The sequence below is a fragment of the Kineococcus sp. AC630 genome (assembly GCF_979255925.1).
Genome location: NZ_CEEDMJ010000023.1, coordinates 50,874 through 69,249, shown reverse-complemented (window position 1 = coordinate 69,249; position 18,376 = coordinate 50,874). Strand labels below are relative to the sequence as shown.

Annotated in this window: 15 protein-coding genes; 10 read left to right on the top strand and 5 right to left on the bottom strand. The window is 66.6% G+C overall.

From position 1 onward, the window contains the following. Window positions 1-533: 533 nt before the first annotated feature. The 3 genes from AC0I8G_RS21295 to pdxA form a co-directional block, all read right to left on the bottom strand. Window positions 534-1,370 (bottom strand): hypothetical protein, encoded by an 837-nt coding sequence (locus tag AC0I8G_RS21295; RefSeq protein ID WP_471731718.1) that lies wholly within the window; start codon window positions 1,368-1,370, stop codon window positions 534-536. An 83-nt stretch (window positions 1,371-1,453) separates the two neighbouring features. Beyond that, entirely contained in the window at window positions 1,454-2,266 is an 813-nt protein-coding gene (locus tag AC0I8G_RS21290; protein ID WP_471731717.1) for a DeoR/GlpR family DNA-binding transcription regulator, read from the bottom strand. An 11-nt stretch (window positions 2,267-2,277) separates the two neighbouring features. Further along, on the bottom strand, window positions 2,278-4,440 hold the full coding sequence (gene pdxA, locus AC0I8G_RS21285; RefSeq protein WP_471731716.1) for a 4-hydroxythreonine-4-phosphate dehydrogenase PdxA: 2,163 nt from the start codon (window positions 4,438-4,440) through the stop codon (window positions 2,278-2,280). A 277-nt stretch (window positions 4,441-4,717) separates the two neighbouring features. On the opposite strand from pdxA, the gene AC0I8G_RS21280 reads away from it, so the two are divergent. Genes AC0I8G_RS21280 through AC0I8G_RS21250 form a run of 7 tightly spaced genes read left to right on the top strand, consistent with a single transcriptional unit; the run spans window position 4,718 to window position 11,494 of the window. After that, window positions 4,718-6,304 (top strand): ABC transporter substrate-binding protein, encoded by a 1,587-nt coding sequence (locus tag AC0I8G_RS21280; protein WP_471731715.1) that lies wholly within the window; start codon window positions 4,718-4,720, stop codon window positions 6,302-6,304. Between the two features lie 5 nt (window positions 6,305-6,309). Continuing rightward, window positions 6,310-7,245: an ABC transporter permease gene (locus tag AC0I8G_RS21275; RefSeq protein ID WP_471731714.1), complete on the top strand. Its 936-nt coding sequence runs from the start codon at window positions 6,310-6,312 to the stop codon at window positions 7,243-7,245. Further along, window positions 7,242-8,135 carry an ABC transporter permease gene (locus AC0I8G_RS21270; protein WP_471731713.1) on the top strand — a complete coding sequence of 298 codons (894 nt, stop codon included), beginning with the start codon at window positions 7,242-7,244 and terminating at the stop codon, window positions 8,133-8,135. The genes AC0I8G_RS21275 and AC0I8G_RS21270 overlap by 4 nt, the downstream gene beginning before the upstream one ends. A 35-nt stretch (window positions 8,136-8,170) precedes the next feature. Continuing rightward, window positions 8,171-8,935, top strand: a complete 765-nt coding sequence (locus AC0I8G_RS21265) for an ABC transporter ATP-binding protein (protein ID WP_471731722.1) — start codon at window positions 8,171-8,173, stop codon at window positions 8,933-8,935. After that, window positions 8,932-9,750, top strand: a complete 819-nt coding sequence (locus tag AC0I8G_RS21260; protein ID WP_471731712.1) for an ATP-binding cassette domain-containing protein — start codon at window positions 8,932-8,934, stop codon at window positions 9,748-9,750. The genes AC0I8G_RS21265 and AC0I8G_RS21260 overlap by 4 nt, the downstream gene beginning before the upstream one ends. A 29-nt stretch (window positions 9,751-9,779) precedes the next feature. Next, the gene (locus AC0I8G_RS21255) at window positions 9,780-10,691 is read left to right on the top strand and encodes an aldo/keto reductase (protein ID WP_471731711.1); all 912 of its coding nucleotides are present in this window, start codon (window positions 9,780-9,782) and stop codon (window positions 10,689-10,691) included. A gap of 23 nt (window positions 10,692-10,714) precedes the next feature. Next, window positions 10,715-11,494 carry an HpcH/HpaI aldolase family protein gene (locus tag AC0I8G_RS21250; RefSeq protein WP_471731721.1) on the top strand — a complete coding sequence of 260 codons (780 nt, stop codon included), beginning with the start codon at window positions 10,715-10,717 and terminating at the stop codon, window positions 11,492-11,494. A gap of 6 nt (window positions 11,495-11,500) precedes the next feature. Here AC0I8G_RS21250 and AC0I8G_RS21245 read toward each other — a convergent pair whose 3' ends face one another. After that, window positions 11,501-12,766, bottom strand: a complete 1,266-nt coding sequence (locus AC0I8G_RS21245) for a Fic family protein (RefSeq protein ID WP_471731710.1) — start codon at window positions 12,764-12,766, stop codon at window positions 11,501-11,503. 60 nt (window positions 12,767-12,826) lie between these two features. Continuing rightward, a complete protein-coding gene (locus AC0I8G_RS21240; protein ID WP_471731709.1) occupies window positions 12,827-13,669 on the bottom strand; it encodes a hypothetical protein in 843 nt (280 codons plus the stop codon). A 588-nt stretch (window positions 13,670-14,257) separates the two neighbouring features. Here AC0I8G_RS21240 and AC0I8G_RS21235 point away from each other — a divergent pair. From AC0I8G_RS21235 to AC0I8G_RS21225, 3 genes are all read left to right on the top strand, one after another. After that, the gene (locus tag AC0I8G_RS21235; protein WP_471731708.1) at window positions 14,258-14,887 is read left to right on the top strand and encodes a GIY-YIG nuclease family protein; all 630 of its coding nucleotides are present in this window, start codon (window positions 14,258-14,260) and stop codon (window positions 14,885-14,887) included. Beyond that, window positions 14,884-16,776, top strand: coding sequence for a DNA sulfur modification protein DndB (locus AC0I8G_RS21230; protein WP_471731707.1), 1,893 nt, complete (start codon window positions 14,884-14,886; stop codon window positions 16,774-16,776). Before AC0I8G_RS21235 ends, AC0I8G_RS21230 begins: the two co-directional genes overlap by 4 nt. A 146-nt stretch (window positions 16,777-16,922) precedes the next feature. Next, window positions 16,923-18,374 carry a DNA phosphorothioation-associated putative methyltransferase gene (locus AC0I8G_RS21225; RefSeq protein ID WP_471731720.1) on the top strand — a complete coding sequence of 484 codons (1,452 nt, stop codon included), beginning with the start codon at window positions 16,923-16,925 and terminating at the stop codon, window positions 18,372-18,374. Window positions 18,375-18,376: the final 2 nt, after the last annotated feature.

Below are 18,376 nucleotides of genomic sequence, written 5' to 3'. Positions count from 1 at the left end.
CACTGGCGTGAAAGAGGCGAGGATCAATCCCAAAGGAACCCCAAACCATCACCCACCCACGCAGAAAACGCAGCGCAGTGACAGTCGATTGGGGGTTGATACATATATGGCATCAACATTTTTGGCACACTGTTGAGTTCTCAAGAACCGGACGCACCCACCCGCGACAACCCCCCACACAGAGGGCCACCCGAAGAGGGGCAACTTTCCCACCTTAACCACCAACCAGGCCAAACAGCAACCCAACCGCGATCAAGGCTTCCCGCGCCACCCACCAGACGCGGACCACCCAAGCTGCGAAGCTCCGGTTTTCCGCCCCGTCGGGGCGACATGAGGAACAGTACGCGGCTCCTGACGGCATCTGCAAATCGCCTCCGCCGGAGCCGGTTCGACTGCGGGTGGTCCCCGGCAGCCCTGCACCCAGAGCTCTTCATCGGCAGTCCACCGACTGACCTGAGCCCGCAGGGTGACCAACCCGGACTCGTACCGGTCATGCCCCTCCGCCGACCGGCTGGTCGCCCCGTTCTGGTCCCTCACGCTCGTCGGCGCACAGGATCACGTCGAGGCAGGTCCCTGAGCTCTCGACGCACGTCGCTCCACCGGCTTCCGTGCTGCCGCAGCCGGCGGTGCTCGAACACCGTCAGGCCGAGCACGACCAGCGATCCTCCGACCGCCAGCCAGGCGAGGACGAGTTCCACGCCTGGCCCGGGGTCGAGGGCTCCTGACACGTTCTCCGCCCCGGAGCACAGTGCGATGAGGAACGCCAGGACCGATGGCAACAGCGGATGCACGTCCCCGACGCAGAACAGGTACCGGACGCCGTGCACGACCGCGGACGCCGCGCCGACGAACAGCAGCGGTATCGCGAGGACGACACCCACGAGCACTGCCAGGCCCAGGAGCGGGAAGTCTGGACGGGTCGCGGATCCGTCCAAGCGTTCGACGATCGTCACTGCGAACCACGGCAGTCCGATCGCGGCGCCGAGCAGACCCAACGTCCGCAGGGCCGGCTCGATCCGGGCGAGCCGCTGAGTGGGGTGGCTCACGATGGCGATGATCGCGATCGCGACGACGACGATCGGGACGGCGACCACTGCCTTGACGACGAACCCGATCACGGCCCCTTCGAGCAGCTGCTGTCCCAGGTCGTCGGGGGCGCTGCCGTAGAGCCCGACCGCCACGACCACCGACGCGTAGCCGAGCCAGGATCGCCAGGCCTGCAGCTTCTCGACGAACAGGTCAGGCCGACGACGGGGACGCATCAACCGTCCGACCGTGCGCCAGACCCACCGCAACGCCTGGACGTAGCCCTGCACGAGTCCTCGGCCGAGGTGGCTCGCCGACCGTCGCCGACGCCGTCGCCGCGTCACCCTCTACCGCTCACCGTTGCAGGACGACGCCCGGGGGAGAGGCGCCACGACCCTCACCCGGAGGCCAGCGACAACACCGCAGCTCACTCGACCGACTCGGTGGTCGTGGGCGAGCGGGATCCCTGCGTCTCGTCCACGACGACGACCTGGACCCCGCGAGCTCGCAACGCCGCGACGCGCTCCGTCGGCGCGGTGGCGTCGGTGACGATCGTCCACGGCAGGGGGATCCGGAACCAGGCGTGGAAGGGGCGGGCACCGATCTTCTCGCCGTGGGCGAGGACGTAGACCCGCTCGGCGCGGCGCACCATGAGCTCCTTCAGGCGGACCTGCCCCAGGTCGGCCTCGCAGATCTCCCCCTCGTCGGAGATCCCGTCCGTCCCCAGGAACACGGCGTCGGCGCTGACCCGTTCCAGGGCCGCCTCGGTCAGCGGTCCGAGGAAACCCTGGCTCAACGGTCGGAGCCGGCCGCCGAGGCACTCGACGACGACTCCGCCGGCGTCGCTCAGTTCGGTGACGACGGTGAGGCTGGCGGTGATGACCGTCAGGCCTCGTGCTCCGGTCAACGCCGCCGCGAGCGCTCCGACGGTGGAGCCGACGTCGAGCAGGACGGTGTCGCCGGTGGTGATCTGCGTCGCGGCCCACTGCCCGATCGCGACCTTCGCGGAGTGCGCCTCGTCCATCCGCTGCCGCAACGTCGACTCGCTGTGCGCCCCGATGGGGATCGCGCCGCCGTACGTGCGGGCGATGCGGCCCTCGGTGGTGAGGATCGCGAGGTCGCGACGGATCGTCGACGGGGACACGTCGAAGCGGGAGGCCAGGGTCTCGACGTTGGCGAGACCCTCGTGGGCGAGGTCGACGATGGCTGAACGCCGGGTCTCGGTCGCCACGGAGGGCATGTGTCTCCCTGTCAGTCCTGCGTGGGGCGAGGAGCCACCTCGATGGCCTGCCGCATGGCCTCGACCATGCTGCGGGTGTCCACCTTGCCAGTCCCCGCGATGTCGAACGCGGTGCCGTGGTCCACGGAGGTGCGGATGACGGGCAGCCCGACCGTGATGTTGACGCCGGCCTCGATGCCGAGCACCTTCACCGGCCCGTGTCCCTGGTCGTGGTACATCGCGACGACGAGGTCGAAGTCACCGCGGCCGGCCAGGAAGAACAACGTGTCGGCGGGCAGCGGTCCGCGGGCGTCGATCCCGTCGGCGCGCGCGGCCTCGATGCCGGGCGTGATCTTCTCGGCCTCCTCGCCGTAGCCGAACAACCCGCCCTCCCCCGCGTGCGGGTTGATCGCGCAGACGCCGATCTTGGGGTTCGCGTTCCCGGCGGCGACGAGCGCGGTGTGCCCACGGCGGATGGTGCGTTCGACCAGTCCCGGTTCGATCCTGGCGACGGCGTCGACCAACCCGATGTGGGTGGTCACGTGGATGACCTTGAGCGTCGGCGTCGAGAGCATCATCGAGACCTCCTTCGTCCCGGTGAGCTCCGCGAGCAGTTCGGTGTGACCGGGGTAGACGTGGCCACCGAGGTGCAGCGCCTCCTTGTTGAGCGGGGCGGTGCAGATCGCCTGGACCTCACCGCGCATCGCCATCTCGCTGGCGACCCGCACGTAGTGGTAGGCCGCGTCGCCCGCCACGGGGGACAGCTGTCCCCAGGCGAGGTCGGCGGGCAGCAGTCCGAGGTCCACGACGTTGATCCGGCCGGGTTCGAAGACGGCGTCCGCGACTCCCTCCACCGGGACGACCTTCACGTCCACTCCGAGGACGTCCGCGGCGAGCCGCAGTCGGGCGGCGTCCCCGACGACGACAGAGCGGGAGTTCTCGACGACGCTCTGGTGCAGGAGCGCGGCGACGACGATCTCCGGGCCGACACCGGCTCCGTCCCCCATGGTCACGGCGATGGCGGGACTCGTGCTGCTGCTCATGGGAAGGCCTTCCAGAGGTGGGAGGAGTTCGGGGTTCAGCGATCGCACGATCCGGAGCAGGCTGTCCGGGCCGCCGAAGCTGCCGGGGCGGGTGACGACGTGACGACCGTCGGGGGTCTCGGAGCGGACGGCGCCGTGCTCGATCTGCGAGACGAACCGCAACGAGGGGACGCGCAGGGCGTCGAGGACGTGGCGGGCCGTCTCGCCGCCGGTGAGGACGAGGTCGGCGGGCCCGACCGCATCGGCGACGACACGCCCCAACGCCCGGGACAGCTGTCGGCCGTGGGCTGTCCCGGTGAGCCGTACGACGGTCAGGGAGTTCCGCGAGACGGCCTGGGCGAGCTGGGCGACAGCGGTGCCGAGCAGGACGTCGGCGCACGGCAGGTCGACCGGGGTGGCACCGGCGTCGACGAGTTCATCGGCCTGGCGCTGCGCGGTGGGTTCGGCGGTGCCGACGACCACGACGAGGCGCGAGACGATCCGTGCGTCGGGTTGCTCGTGGGCCGCCTCCGCGGGGAGCGCGCGGGCGACCGCGGCGACCAGTCCCGCCGAACCGACCAGCGGCCGGCCGTGGGAAGCGGTGACGATCAGGTCGAGGTCGTCGTCGGTCTCGGCGTCGCAGACGACGACGGTTCCTGGCGGGACCTGCGCGATGTGCGCAGCCAGGTCCCCGGAGCGCACGACGTCGAGGGTGAGCACCGTGGTGTCTACCCCCGGCAGTGCGGCCGCCACCGTCTCCGGTGCCGTCCGCCCTTCGGTCGCCCACGCGGCGGTCTCGGCGAGCGGCCGACCGTCGACGAGCAACCGCCCACCGATCACCGTCCGACCGGCGACGGGCAGCGCGGGGGCCAGGACGACCGCCCCACCCAGAGCGCGCACGACCGGGACGAGGTTCCCGCGCAGCAGGCTGTCCACCTTGGTGACGACCGTCCGGCTGGGCGCTGCGCGCAGGACCTCGGCGATCCGCCCTTGCGCGTCCGCCGGTGCGAGGTGTCGCGAGTCCAGGTCCAGGACGGTGTCGTCCGCTGTGACCCGCGCGGGCCAGAGCCCGACGTTCACAGGGCCCGTTCTGCGCGAACCACGCAGCCGCAGGACAGCCGCCGACTCAGCGGCGCCGGAGAGGTCGTCAGCGAGGACGAGCAGACCGTCCACGGTGACCTCCTGAGGGTGTTCGATGCGTGACAGCGGTTGTGAGATCCCGGGAGTGCAGTGTGGTGTGAGCCCGCGGAAGCGCCTCTGCTCCCGATGGTGACACGGCCCGCAACCCGACCTTGCGCGGAACACGCTAGCTCCATTGCGCAGACTGCGCAATCGTGTGATAGTCGTCACCGGCGGACGGAGCCGGCGATGTTGCCCTCACCGAACGCCTCACCAGCTCCCTCTCCCCACCTCACCACCTGCGCGGTGGTGCCGGCCCAGGAGGTCAACGATGACCAGCACGACCAGTTCGCCGTCCCGCCGCACCGTGCTGGGCGCCGGGTCCCTCCTCGGAGTCGGCCTCGTCGCAGCGTGCGGTTCGCCCGGTGGCAGCAAGGACGACTCCGGCTCCGGTGGTGACGCCGGTGCGACGGCGACGTTGACCCTCGGCCTGAACCGCTCCCTGGTGAGCCTCGACAACAAGCTCAACCAGTTCGACGCGGCCGTCACCGTGCAACGCGCGGTGCGCCAGGCCCTCACCGCGATCGGCAAGGACCTCAAACCCGTCCCCGTCCTCGCGGAGTCGTTCGAGCAGACCACCGACAACGAGTGGACGGTGAAGCTGCGCGACGGGATCGTCTACTCCGACGGCAGCGCCGTCACCGTCGAGGACGTCGCCAAGGCCATCGAGCTCTACCAGCAGGTCGAAGGATCGTTCGTCGCCCAGCAGTTCCCCGAGTGGCCGACCGTGACGAAGATCGACGAGACCTCGTTCACGCTGACGACGCAGACCCCCGTGGTCGTCCTGGATTCGCTGATGTCGAACATCCTCATCACTCCCGCCGCCGCGAACAAGGCCGAGGAACTGCAGGACGGGGTCGGCACCGGGCCCTACGTCGTCTCGAAGTCGGAGAGCGGTACCGGGAGCTACACCCTCGAGGTCAACGACAACTACTGGGGCGACGACAAGCCGACGATCCCGACCATCGAGGTCCGGTTCATGCCCGAGGAGTCCAGCCGCGTCGTCGCGCTGCGCTCCGGGGACGTCGACGTCATCGACTCGGTCACCGCGGACTCCGTCGCGCAGCTGAAGTCGGTGAAGGACGTCGAGATCGACGAGGTCGACGGCACCCGGTACAACCAGCTGTTCTACAACTTCCGCAAACCGGCCGGGCACCCGCTGGCCAACCCCGAGGTCCGCCGGGCCCTCGGCTACGCCGTGGACCACGACTCCATCGTCACCGGCATCATGGGCGACTCCGTCACCTCCGCGACGGGCGTCGTCCCCGGGACCCTCGAGGGAGCGGTCGAGGTCGGCGAGTTCACCTACGACCCCGAGAAGTGCAAGAGCGAACTCGCCCGCCTGGGGGTCACGAACCTGGCGCTGACCATCATCTGGGAGAACGGTGAGTTCGCCGGCGACGCCTCGACGATGGAGGCGCTGGTCGAGATGTTCAAGGCCGTGGGGGTCACCGCGACGCTGAAGCAGTTCGAACCCGGCGGCGACATCGGCACCTGGCGGCGTGGTGAGGCCGGCGACTGGGACATCCTCGGCAACGGCTACGGCAACCAGACCGGCCTCGCGTTGACGACCATCCAAGGCATGTACGGCGGAACCCCGGAGAAGGAGGCGACCCGCGACTCCTACCACGGGTACGTCTTCCCCGAGATTGCCGCGAAGATCAGCCAGGCGTCCGCGACGAGCGACGAGCAGGCCCGCAACGGGCTGCTCGCCGACGTGCAGCAAGACGTCTGGGACACCTGGCCGCTGCTCTGGGCGTTCGTCCCGAAGGCGTTGCTCGCCCGTCGCTCCCGCGTCTCCGGCATCGACCTCAAGCCGATCAACTCCTACGACATCACCTCGGTGAAGTTGGGCTGACGTCCGTGATCCGCTACCTCACGACCCGGTTGGGGCAGAGCCTCCTGACCGTGTTCCTCACCATCACCGCGGTGTTCGTCCTGATCCGCCTCGCCCCCGGCGACCCGGCATACTCCTACGCCGGACCGCTGGCCTCGGGTGAGGAACTGGACCGGGTCCGCACCCAGATGGGGCTCGACCAGCCACTGATCGTGCAGTACGGGAAGTTCCTGGGTGACATCGTCACCGGGAACGTCGGGACGTCGTACTCGTTCCGGCAGCCCGCGGTCGACGTCGTGCTGCAGCGGTTGCCGAACACCATCACCCTGGCGCTCGCCTCGATCGTGCTCGCCGCGGTCATCTCCATCCCGCTCGGGGTGTGGATGGCCCGGCGAGCGGACACCGGCCGCGAACTCGGCGTGAACATGCTGACGATCGCCGGACAGTCGATGCCGGACTTCTGGATCGGGATCGTCCTGCTGACGGTGTTCGCGGTGACGTTCCCGATCCTGCCCGCCGCGGGGTTCGACTCGTGGGGCGGGATCGTCCTCCCCGCGACGACGATCGCGATCCTGCAGGTGGCGTTGCTGTCGCGGATGGTGCGCCGGGAGATGGGCGGGGCGTTGTCGTCGCCCTGGTTCACCGTCGCCCGGTCCCGGGGGGTGTCGCAGAACGGCCTGATCTGGGGCTACGCACTGCGGAACTCCGCGGTACCCGTCGTGACGGCGCTCGGCACTCGCTTCGCGTCGATGCTCAACGGGGTGGTCGTCGTCGAGGTCGTGTTCGGCTGGCCCGGGATCGGGTCGCTCGTCGTACGCGCCCTGGAGACCCGCGACTACCCGCTCATCCAGGCGACGGTGCTCGTCACGGCCGTCCTCGCCGTCGCCGTGCAACTGCTCGTCGACCTCTGCTACCCGCTGCTCGACCCGCGCGTCCGGCTCGGAAGGAAGGTCTCGGCATGAGCGCACTGGCCCCCACCGCGGTCACCCCGCGGTTGATCCACCGCTCGGGTGCTGCTCGTCGATCCCGCAGCGCGCGGGTGAAGATCGTCGTCGGCGCGGTGCTGACGGCGCTGGTGCTGCTGCCCGTCGCGCTGGCGCGGGTGCTGCCGATCCAGGACCCCGACGCGCAGACCCTCGCCCTGCGCCTCGTCGGCCCGGGAACCTCCGGCCACCTGCTGGGCACCGACCAGCTCGGCCGCGACCTGCTGGCGCGCATCCTCTACGGCGGTCAGGTCTCGCTGCTCGTCGGCGTGCTCGCCGTCGTCGTGTCCGGGTTCGTGGGGATCGCACTCGGGTCGCTCGCCGGGTTCTACGGCGGGAAGGTCGACGCGGTGATCTCACGGCTCATCGAGGCGCAGCTGTCGTTGCCGCTGCTCATGATGCTGCTGCTCGTCGTCGCGCTGTTCGGGACGTCGATCCCGGTCATCGCGCTGGTCATCGCCATCGCGAACTGGCCCGAACCCGCGCGGCTGACGCGCTCGATGGTCCTCGTGGAACGCGAGAAGCCGTACGTCGCCGCGGCCCGGGTGCTCGGCCTGCACCGCATCGGGATCCTCATGAAGCACGTGCTGCCGAACGTCATCAACCAGGCCGTCGTCGTGGTGCTCCTGCTGCTGGCGCAGGCCGTGCTGCTGGAGAGCGCGCTGAGCTTCCTCGGCGCCGGCCCGCAGCGGCCGTTCGCGACGTGGGGCCGGATCATCAGCGACGGGCAGGACTTCATCACCACGGCCTGGTGGGTCGTGACGATCCCAGGGTTGTTCATCGCCGTGCTGGTGATCGGGGTGAACCTCTTCGGGGACGGGATCCGCGACGGCGGCTTCTCGGTCTTCCGGCTGCGGGGTGCGAAGTGAGCGTCCTGGAGGTGATCGACTTCCGGGTCGAGTTGATGGCACCGGGGCGGGTGGTCCGCGCGGTGGACGGGGTGTCGTTCTCCGTCGACCGGGGCGAGACGGTGACGATCATCGGCGAGTCCGGGTCGGGGAAGTCGACGACGGCCATGGGCGTGCTCGGATTGCTGTCCCCCGATCTCGCGGTGCTGTCGGGGTCCGTGCTGCTGCACGGCACCGACGTGGTGGCCAAGCCGAAGGCGCTGGAGAAGCTGCGCGGTCGCAGCGTCGCGCTCATCCCGCAGGACCCGATGACCTCGCTGTCCCCCGTGCACACCATCGGCAAGCAGCTGAAGCAGGCGGTGCGGATCAAGAACCCTTCGCTGAAAGGTGCTGCCCTGCAGACGCGTGCGGTGGAGCTGTTGGACTCGGTGCGGATCCGGACGCCCGAGGAACAGTTGCGCAAGTACCCCCACCAGTTGTCCGGCGGGATGCTGCAGCGCGTGCTCATCGCCATGGCGTTCGCGGCTGAGGCGGAACTGCTGGTGGCCGACGAACCGACGAGTGCGCTCGACGTGACGGTGCAGGCGTCGATCCTCGACCTGCTGCTCTCGCTCCAGGAGGAGACCGGGGTCGCGATCCTGATGATCACCCACGACCTGGGGGTCGCGCGGTTGGTGTCCGACCGGATCCACGTCATGAAGTCCGGCGCGTTCGTGGAGTCCGGCGAGGCCGAGCAGATCGTCGACCACCCGGCCGAGGCGTACACGAAGAAGCTGTTGTCGTCGGTACCCGAACTCGGACCTCTGGAGCCTTCACTGTGACCGCACTGCTGGAGGTCAACGACCTGGTGGTCGAGTACCCCGTCCGGGGTGGCGTGTTCCGGGCGGTCGACGGGGTGTCGTTCTCCGTCGAGGCGGGGCGGACGCTGGCGATCGTCGGTGAGTCCGGCTGCGGGAAGTCGACGATCGCGCGGTCCATCGTCCGGCTGCTGACTCCGACGTCGGGGCAGATCCTGTTGGACGGCGTCGACATCGCCCAGTTGCCGGAGCGGAAGTTTCGGCCGATGCGCTCGCGCGTCCAGATGGTCTTCCAGGACCCGTACGGCTCGCTCGACCCACACCTGACGGCGGAACGGATCGTCGGCGAGGCGATCGGGTTGCGCGCACCCCGGCTGTCCTCGTCGGAACGGTTCGAGCAGGCGGCGCAGTACCTGGACCAGGTGGGGCTCGACGAGTCCGCCCGCGGTCGGTACCCGCGAGAGTTCTCGGGTGGACAGCGGCAGCGCATCGGGATCGCCCGGGCGCTGGCGTCGAAACCCGAACTGATCGTGCTGGACGAGGCGACGTCGGCGCTGGACGTGTCGGTGCAGGCAGAGATCCTGGCGCTGCTGCAGTTCCTGCAGACCAACACCGGCGTGACGTTCGTCGTCATCAGCCACAACCTGGGAGTGGTGCGCGAGGTGAGCGACACCGTCGTGGTCATGTCGGCCGGGCAGATCGTCGAGAGCGGTGAGACGCGGGAGGTGCTGCGCCGGCCGCAGCACCCGTACACGCGGGCGTTGCGGTCCGCGGCGCTCGACCCGTCGACGATGCGCGGGCGGAAGCCTCGTGAGGTGCTGGCGGGGGTGCGTTCGTGATAGAGGTCTCGCGTTTCATCCTGGGGACGATGACGTTCGGCGACACGGCGTCCGAGTCGGAGGCGGCCGCGATGCTGGACGCCGCCCTGGCCGCCGGCGTGACGATGGTGGACACCGCGAACGGGTACGCCGGTGGGGCCACCGAAACCATCCTGGGCTCGTTGCTGGCCGGCCGATCGGTGTCCGTGGCGACGAAGGCGGGAATCCCGCACCCGGACGCCGCGGGGCACGCTCCGCTGTCCGCGAAGGGGCTGACGCTGTCCGTGGAGGGGAGCCTGCGACGGTTGCGGCGCGAGTCGGTCGACCTGCTGTACCTGCACCAGCCCGACCGTACGACGCCGCTGGACGAGACGCTGTCCACGGTGGCAGAGCTCGTTTCTCGGGGTCTCGTCGGCGCGCTCGGGGTGTCGAACTTCGCTGCGTGGCAGATCGCCGACGTCATCTCGGCTGCGTCTCGAGTAGGCGCGCCGTCACCTGTGGTGGCGCAGCAGCTCTACAACCTGCTGGCGCGGCACCTCGAGACGGAGTACGCCGAGTTCGCCGGGGTCCACGGCCTGCACACGATGGTCTACAACCCGCTGGGTGGTGGGCTGCTGACCGGCCGGTTCTCCCGGGGGTCGGAGCCGAGCGGCGGACGGTTCGCGGAGTCACGGCTGGCCGAGATGTACAAAGCCCGCTACTTCAACGACGCGCTCCTCGGCGCCTCCGAACGCCTCGGTTCGCTGGCTTCCGCGGCTGGTCTGTCGCTGGTGGAGCTGTCGTTCCGCTGGCTGTTCTCGAAGGGTGTGGTCGGGTCGGTGCTGCTGGGTGCGTCCCGGCTGTCTCAGCTCGAGGACAACTTCGCGCTGGCGACCGCCGGCCCCTTGCCCGATGACCTCGTGGCGGCGTGTGATGCCGTCGGGGCCGAACTGTTCGGCCCCATGCCCGCCTACAACCGCTGAACCTGGAGTCTCCTGTGACCGCGCTGTCTGCTTCCGCCGAGTTTGCCCGCAAGTTCCGCGCCCGTGAACCCCTCATCGGCTACTGGGTGATGCTCGACTCCCCCGCCTCCACCGAACGCCTTGCCCGCGTCGGCTACGACTACATCTGCCTCGACCAGCAGCACGGCCTCATGGGCTACGACGGGTTGCTGCGTGGGCTGATGGCCGTGGACGCCGGAGCGCGGCTCGGGTCGGTGGACACCGTGGGGATCGTGCGCGCGGCCGCGAACGACATCACGTGGATGGGGCAGGCCCTCGACGCCGGCGCTTCCGCGATCATCGTGCCGCTGGTGGATTCGGCCGCCGACGCGCGGCTCGCGGTGCAGAACGCGAAGTACCCGCCGCTGGGGCGCCGGTCGTTCGGGCCGATGCGGGCCCAGCTGCGGTTGGGGCGTTCCACCGAAGTGCCGAACCGCGACGTGCTGGTGCTCGCGATGATCGAGACCGCGGACGGGCTCGCGAACGTCGAGGAGATCGCCGCGGTGGAGGGTCTCGACGGGTTGTACGTCGGGCCGTCGGACCTGTCGCTGGGGTTGGGGGCCGCGTTCCCCGGCGACCCCGCGATCTCGGACGAGTTCGACGCGGCGTTGGAGCGGATCAAGGCGGCTGGGCGGGCGGCGGGGAAGAGCGTGGGGATCCACACACCGAGCGGGGACGTCGCGGCGAAGCGGTTGGCGGAGGGGTTCGACGTGGTGACGGTGGCGGGGGACGTGGTGCACCTGGAGGAGATCGCCGCCGCCCACCTGCGGTCGGTGCGCGACTGACCGCGGTCAACGGTTCGGCGAGCGCCGGGGAACGGGACGGGCGGGCGGTTCGACCGCAGTGTCGCCGACGGGTGAGGCCAGTGACCGTTCGAACCCGGTGATGAGGTCGATCAATCCGTCGACCTCGAACGCCCGGTTGCGTCGGCCGGCGGTCGTCTGCACCAGGACCCCGGCCGTGTGCAGTCGGTCGACGGCCTCGTTGACGGCCTGGGTCGACCGGCCCGTCAGCCGCACCAGCTGCGCGACCGTCGTCACCGGGGTCTGCGGCAGGACGTCGTCGAGCAACTGGGCGACCGTCGACCCCGCACGCAGCGGTCCCACCGCCTCGCGCCAACGCTGGCTGAGTTCTGCCAGTCCGTCGGTGAGTCCCGACACCCGCGCGCAGGCTTCGGTCGTCGCCGCGGCGAAGGTCGCGACCCACTCGGCGATCCCGGTGTGACCGTCCTCGCGGAAGGATTCGAGACCGGCGACGTAGTCCCGGCTCCGGGTAGCCAGGACGAGGCTTACCGGCGGGACGTGGTGGGGACTGAGACCGCGACGGGTCAGGACGACGTGGATGAGTGCGCGACCCGTGCGGCCGTTGCCGTCGGCGAAGGGGTGGATCGTCTCGAACTGCGCGTGGGCCAGCGCGGCCTGGACGACCGGCGGATGGACGTCCGAGTCCACGTACTCGACGAGGTCCTCGAGCAGCGCCTCGACCTCGTCCGGGGGTGGCGGCACGAAGTCGGCGGCGCACGGGTTGAAGCTCGACCCACCGATCCAGTTCTGGCGGTCGCGGACGGTTCCCGCCCAGCTCGCGTCGCGAGTGCCGGCCAACAGGGCGCGGTGGATGTCGCGGATCGCGTCCACGTCCAGCCCGGGCCGTCGGGCGACGTCGTCGACGGCGGCGCGCATGGCGTCGATGTTGCCGAGGACGTCAGCCGCCCCCTGGTCAGGGGACGATCCGTCGAGCTCCCGCGCGGCGTCGGCGCGCGCCAGTCGACGGCCACCGACCTCCAGCCCTTCGATGCGGGAGGACGCGACCGCCTCCGCCCGCAGCAGCAGTCGGGCGATGGCTTCGTAGCCGCGGTAGGGCAGACCGGAGGCGTTGAGCTGCTGGACGGCGCGTTCGGCGTCGGAGACGTCGGCGGCGACGTCGGCGGGCAGCAGGACTTCGCGTCCGACGAGGCGGTCGGGGACGAAGGCGTCGTAGCGGCAGGGCTGGCGGTGGCGTCGGGGGACGCCGGTGATGTCCCGGTCCGGGGCCCACTGCGTACTGACGAGGCGGGACATGCCGACATCATAATCAAGGTTGGAAGTTAAGTTTGAACAAGCGCTCGGCGACAGGCCGGTTCACGTCGACCTCCGGACGAGCCGGTGCACCGGGTGCGCAGCCGGCAACTCGTGCAGCGGCATCCGCAGGTCGGACCACTGCCACCCGAGCCGCCGCAAGCGCTGGTCCTCGTACGCGGTGAGTCCCAGGACGGTCAGGGATCCGCCGAGCGCGAGGAGGGACAACGTCCGCTCGACGCCGACGGCGGGCTGCACGGCCTGGTGGACGTTCTCCGCACCGCTGGCGAGCGCCACCGCGAACGCGAGGACGGACGGCAGCAGCGGGTGCACGTCACCGGCGCAGAAGAGGTGGCGGACACCTCGCACCACGACCGCCGCGGCGGCAACCGCCGGGAAGGGCCACACGAAGTACAGGACCACACCGCCACCCAGCAGCACCGGCGCGAGGTGCTCGGCCCCAACAAAACCGGGCGGTCGCCGCTCGGCCCAGCCCATTCCCTGCTGCACGAGCAGCGGAACGGCGATGACGGTCACGAGCAGCGAGAGGGGGCGGACCACCGGCCGGAGGCGTCCGCGACGTTGCGTGCGGTGGCTGCGGAGGGAGACGACGGCCAGAGCCACGAGCACGACGACGACCGCGACAGTCGCCTTCAGCAGGAAGCCCAAGAGCGCGCCCGTGAGCATCTTGTCGGCCAACCCCGTCGACTCCTCCCCCGACAAGCCGACGGCGACGACCACGCTGGCGTACCCGAGCCAGGAGCGCCACGCCTGCAGGCGTTCCACGTGCGGATCAGTGCGCCACCGCGGAGTCATCCAGCGGGAGACCCCGCGCCAACAGCGGACCAGCAAGCCCACGTACCAGGCGATGAACCGGACACCCAGCTCGATCAGCACACCCGCCATGACGACCTCCCGCTGTGGTGACGCTCCGTCGCTGAATATGACAAAGGCGCTGATGCGGCTGAGGACGAAATTGGGAGGGCCATCCACCTGTTTGCCTGCCGGTCGGTGGTGGCATGCAGCCGGCCACGTGAGGCAGAGCACTTATCGCTGGCGAGCGCCCAGCCCGGCGACATACTCAGCCGATTACGACCGCGACGTCGGACAGGTGAAAAGGCCGACTGGGCGGGCTTCTCGGCGCAGGCAGGAGAGGTCATAGTGACCGCATAGCTCGCCTGGTCCCTCGGTGTTTAATCATGACCACCCCACTCAGGCAAACGACTCCAGGGCGGGACATTGAGAACGTTAGTCTGATCCGTTTATCAAGACGATGCGTGGCACAATGGACGGATAGCTGGAACTCCTGAGCGCCTTATATCACAAGCTCCTCGAGCTCAATAATTGTCACACCATACCGCCTGATCAGTCAAAGGCGATTCGATGAAGCGAAACTGCCTTAGAGACAGGCAGGTAGGTGGGCGAGAATTGGACTTCGAGACAAGATGCCCACTCTCCGGTAGGCTCAGAATCTAGGGAGAGGGAGGAGTGCGCATGCAAAGCTGGTATGTAAGGGCATCCGAGTTGCTCGAATTGGGGCCGTCGGAACGCGGCAGTCTTATTCCACAGTCGGCGGGCATCTACTGCTGGGTCCGAGATTTTACAAAGATGATTGATTTTGAAGACGGTGAGGTTTTAGGTAGCTGGGTCGCCAATCCGGTGCGGAGATTTAATGGACCAATACCGCCCTATTATGACGTTTCGGTTCAAGATTCACTCCCGGCTATGACTACATGGAAATCGTCAATTTTATTTGATTCCGCGATGCATCGGTCGGATAGAGCTTGGATTCTTGAGATCGCATCTACATTACAGCGTCCGCTTTATGTAGGTTTAGCGAGCAATTTCAGACAACGCATTGGCCAGCATCTATCCATGGACTCAAAGTTGCGCGAGTACCTTCGCGAGGCTGAAGTTTCGATAGTGGACTGCGGCATACATATGTATGCCGCACCAAACAACACTAACTACCTCCCAAATAGTGAATCCTCTGACAAGCCTCTCGGCGACCTTGATGTAAGCGAAGTCGACGAGGTGGAAAATTTCGAGCGACGGGTCATTCAGCTAGCCGAGGCTTTATCTATCCGCCTTTCACAGCCATACTTGAACAGGAGCACAGAATGACAGACCTCACGCTGCTAGCCTCCAAGAAGGCTAACTTCACGCGCGAATACGTATACAATCGTGGTCAATATTCTATTGGTAACAGTAGCCTCCCATTTTTTACAGTCACTATGAATGTAGATGATGCACTGGGAGACCTGCTACGCGCACAAGAAACGGTCATCGACCCGAAACGTCCCGTCCATTTTGATGAACTGTTTCAGCGTGACGTCAACGAAGAGCGGGTGGAGAAAGAGATACTCCCGTACCTAGAGAAGTCTGGACAACTGAAGTTCTTTAATTCATTGACAGTTGTCCTCCTGCCGGTAGCGGAAGAAACGCATCTCGTCGCCGATAGCTACGGAGAGTTCCATCCTGAAGATGGCGGCGTTCTCGATATCGGGGGGGTGTTGATCAAGCCGGCTGATCCGTCAGGATCACTTGGCCACTTGTCCTGGGACAAAGATAGGATCAAGGCCGTCATTATTGATGGTCAGCATCGGTTTTCCGCAATTCGCTTAGCTTCCAACACACCCTCTTTCCCCTGGAAAGAAGGATTGCGGCGAAGCAGTCTTCCGGTAATTTTTCTTGTCCTAGACGAGCACGCTGGATTCACAGTCGCTCCCGGAGAGACTGCCTCGGTCCTGGCTACAAGCCGCAGCATCTTTATGGACCTCAACCAGAATACTCGCGCTATCCCAGACAATCGAGAGATACTTCTCGACGATCGAGACTTGATTGCCGTTTGCATGCGTAACCTACTCGAACAGGAAGTATCGGCAGATAAGACTGATCTTTCGAGTTCGGCTCGAATCCATACCAATGGACGCCTCCCTCTTGCTTTTGTAAATTGGCAAATTGACTCCGCCAAGTTTGACAAAGGATTCACTGTTACTACGACTTTGACGTTATATGAGCTCGTCGACCTCGTCATAGGGGACCTCGAGATTAGCAGCTCAGATTATGACGCTGCACGAGAGCAACTGCAGCTCCTCGCTGACCGTTTTGCCAATCAGCCTCTGAAGAAAATTCTGCTCGACCAAGTCGACAAAGCGGAATCCAGCGAGAAACCATTTGCCCTCTCGCGCGACTCAATTAAGACCGCCTCAAACGCATTCCGACAGAGCCGAGGGCGATTTATCACTGACTTTTTCGCTGACTTCCAACCCTATCGCGAGCTGCTTACGCGTATGGGAGAGCTTGACTTGCCCAATGGGAACTTTGAACAATGGGCAGCACTAAATCCGCAGGGCCGGGAAGCCTACCTTCGAGCTATCGCTGTGGAGGAAAGCCCTGAGGCAGAGGCGAATCGGACAGCATCATCGGTCAAGAATGCATATCCCTTAGCTTTTCAAGTTGTTTTCCAAAAGGCAGCTATGGCCGCGATCACCGAACTCTATAAGCATCGTCAGTCACTCAGCGACTATATGCAGAGCCCTGATCTCGCGACTGCCACCCATTCCGATTTTGCAACTTGGTTTACAGCACGAATGAATGATCGAATCGCCCCTCGCTTAAAAGGCGTGTCTTCTGACGAGCCATCCTACTGGGACGGCTCGGCGTATGGCGTGACAGGCAACGTTGTGTTCACACAACCGGCACGGCGCGCTTTGACTTCAGCTATGGTTTTCGGCTTGTTGGCACCCACGACCGCTTTTGCAGATATGGCCAGTGCTCGATCATGGGTGCGGACTGAATTTAGTAAGATTGCGCCTGGAGTAAAGCCGCCAGGAGGTCAGAATCTTCTTTCTAACTTCGGCGCGGCCTGGAGGAATGGGGTCGTTAACCACTTGAAGGGACAAGCTAAAGCGGCGGGTCGATCCGGCTCCCTCTCAGCTGACGATTTGAACAAGTCCGCTGTCCAATTCATAGCAGAGCGTTTGATTCTGCTGAAGCAAGCAGACGCCTGACTATCAGCCTAGGTATCCCTCTGGGGATACCTAGACTGTAGGCTTTACCAGTATAATCTTCATTATGCTGCGGTGATTATGGTCTTAATCGCTGAGGTAGCGACTCCACGAGTTTGTTGAACGCCCTCAACACACTCATCTTGAGGATGATTTGGTTCATGTGGAATAGCAGACGGCATCTCACTGCTATCACTCGAAGTGGTCTCTCCATGCCTGCCCGCCAAGCTGTAGTCGACGGCCTATTGAGCGCAAACTCAGACATCTTGGATTACGGCAGCGGCCGGGGCTACGATGTCCGCTATCTCAGGGACGCGGGTTATGCGGCGGCTGGCTGGGACCCATATTTTCAAAATAACAGGCCGCCTGCATCCTCTGAACTAGTTTTGCTATTATACGTTCTAAACGTTATTGATGATATTGCTGAGCGACGAGCGACTCTTCGCGCGGCGTGGGAGTTAGCGCGCGGTGCCCTCATTGTAAGCGGTCGCCTGACGTGGGAGAGTCGCAAAGTATCCGGCGAGGAGTTCGCCGACGGTGTCGTTACGCGGCGCGGCACTTTTCAACACCTCTTCACTCCGGCGGAGCTGCGGTCTTTTGTCGCTGAGGTCACAGGAGCGGCTGCCGTGGTGGCCGCTCCCGGCGTCGTCTACGCCTTCCGCCACGAGGCGGACCGGCTGGCCTTCCTCGCCCGGCGCACCTCGCCGGACACCGAGTGGCTGGCGAGCAGCACCACCACGGAGGCGCTCGCGGCGGCGGTCGACTTTCTCGAGCAGCGTGGCCGGGTGCCGCAGCTCGAAGAGGTGCCGGAGGCGATGATTCCTCTTCTGCGGCACCTAACGACCGCAGAGCTGCAGCGGCTGCTGCTCAAGGCCGCGGACCCGGAGAAGATTAAGGCCGGAGCTAAGCGCACAACTCTCAACACGCTCCTGCTCCTAGGCATGGAGCTCTTCTCCGGCCGCAGCCCCTTCTCTACCCTGCCGCTGTCGGCGCAGATCGACGTGCGGCGCTTCTTCTCCTCCTACAAGGAGGCGTGCCAGCGCGCCGACCGCCTTCTGCTGAAGATCCGCGACGACACGTACCTGCGCGGGGCGATGCGCAACAGCGTCGGGAAGCTGACGCCGTCGGCGCTGTACGTGCACCGCCGCGCCGTGGACCGGATGCCGGTGGTGCTGCGCCTGTACGAGCACTGCGGTGCCGTCGCGGCCGGCCGGCCGGAGGGCTGGGACCTCGTGAAGCTGCACCACGACGGCCGCAAGGTCTCCTGGCTCGGTTACCCGGACTTCGACACCGACCCACACCCGCGGCTGACGTGGTCATACACAGCCGACCTGCCCTCGCTCGAGGCGGCCCGGCGGGACTACTCCGACTCCCCCAACCGGCCGCTGCTGCACCGCAAGCATGAGTTCCTGGCCCCCGACGACCCCCACGCGGCCAAGTACCGACGGCTCACCGACGCCGAGGTGCGGGTCGGCCTGTACGCCAACCCGCAGCTCATCGGGACGGAGAAGGGCTGGGCCGCTGAGCTGGAACGCTGCGGGCGGGCGCTGCGCGGCCACCGCCTCGTCAAGGCGCCCTTCGCCTCGACGGCGGAGGGCTGAAG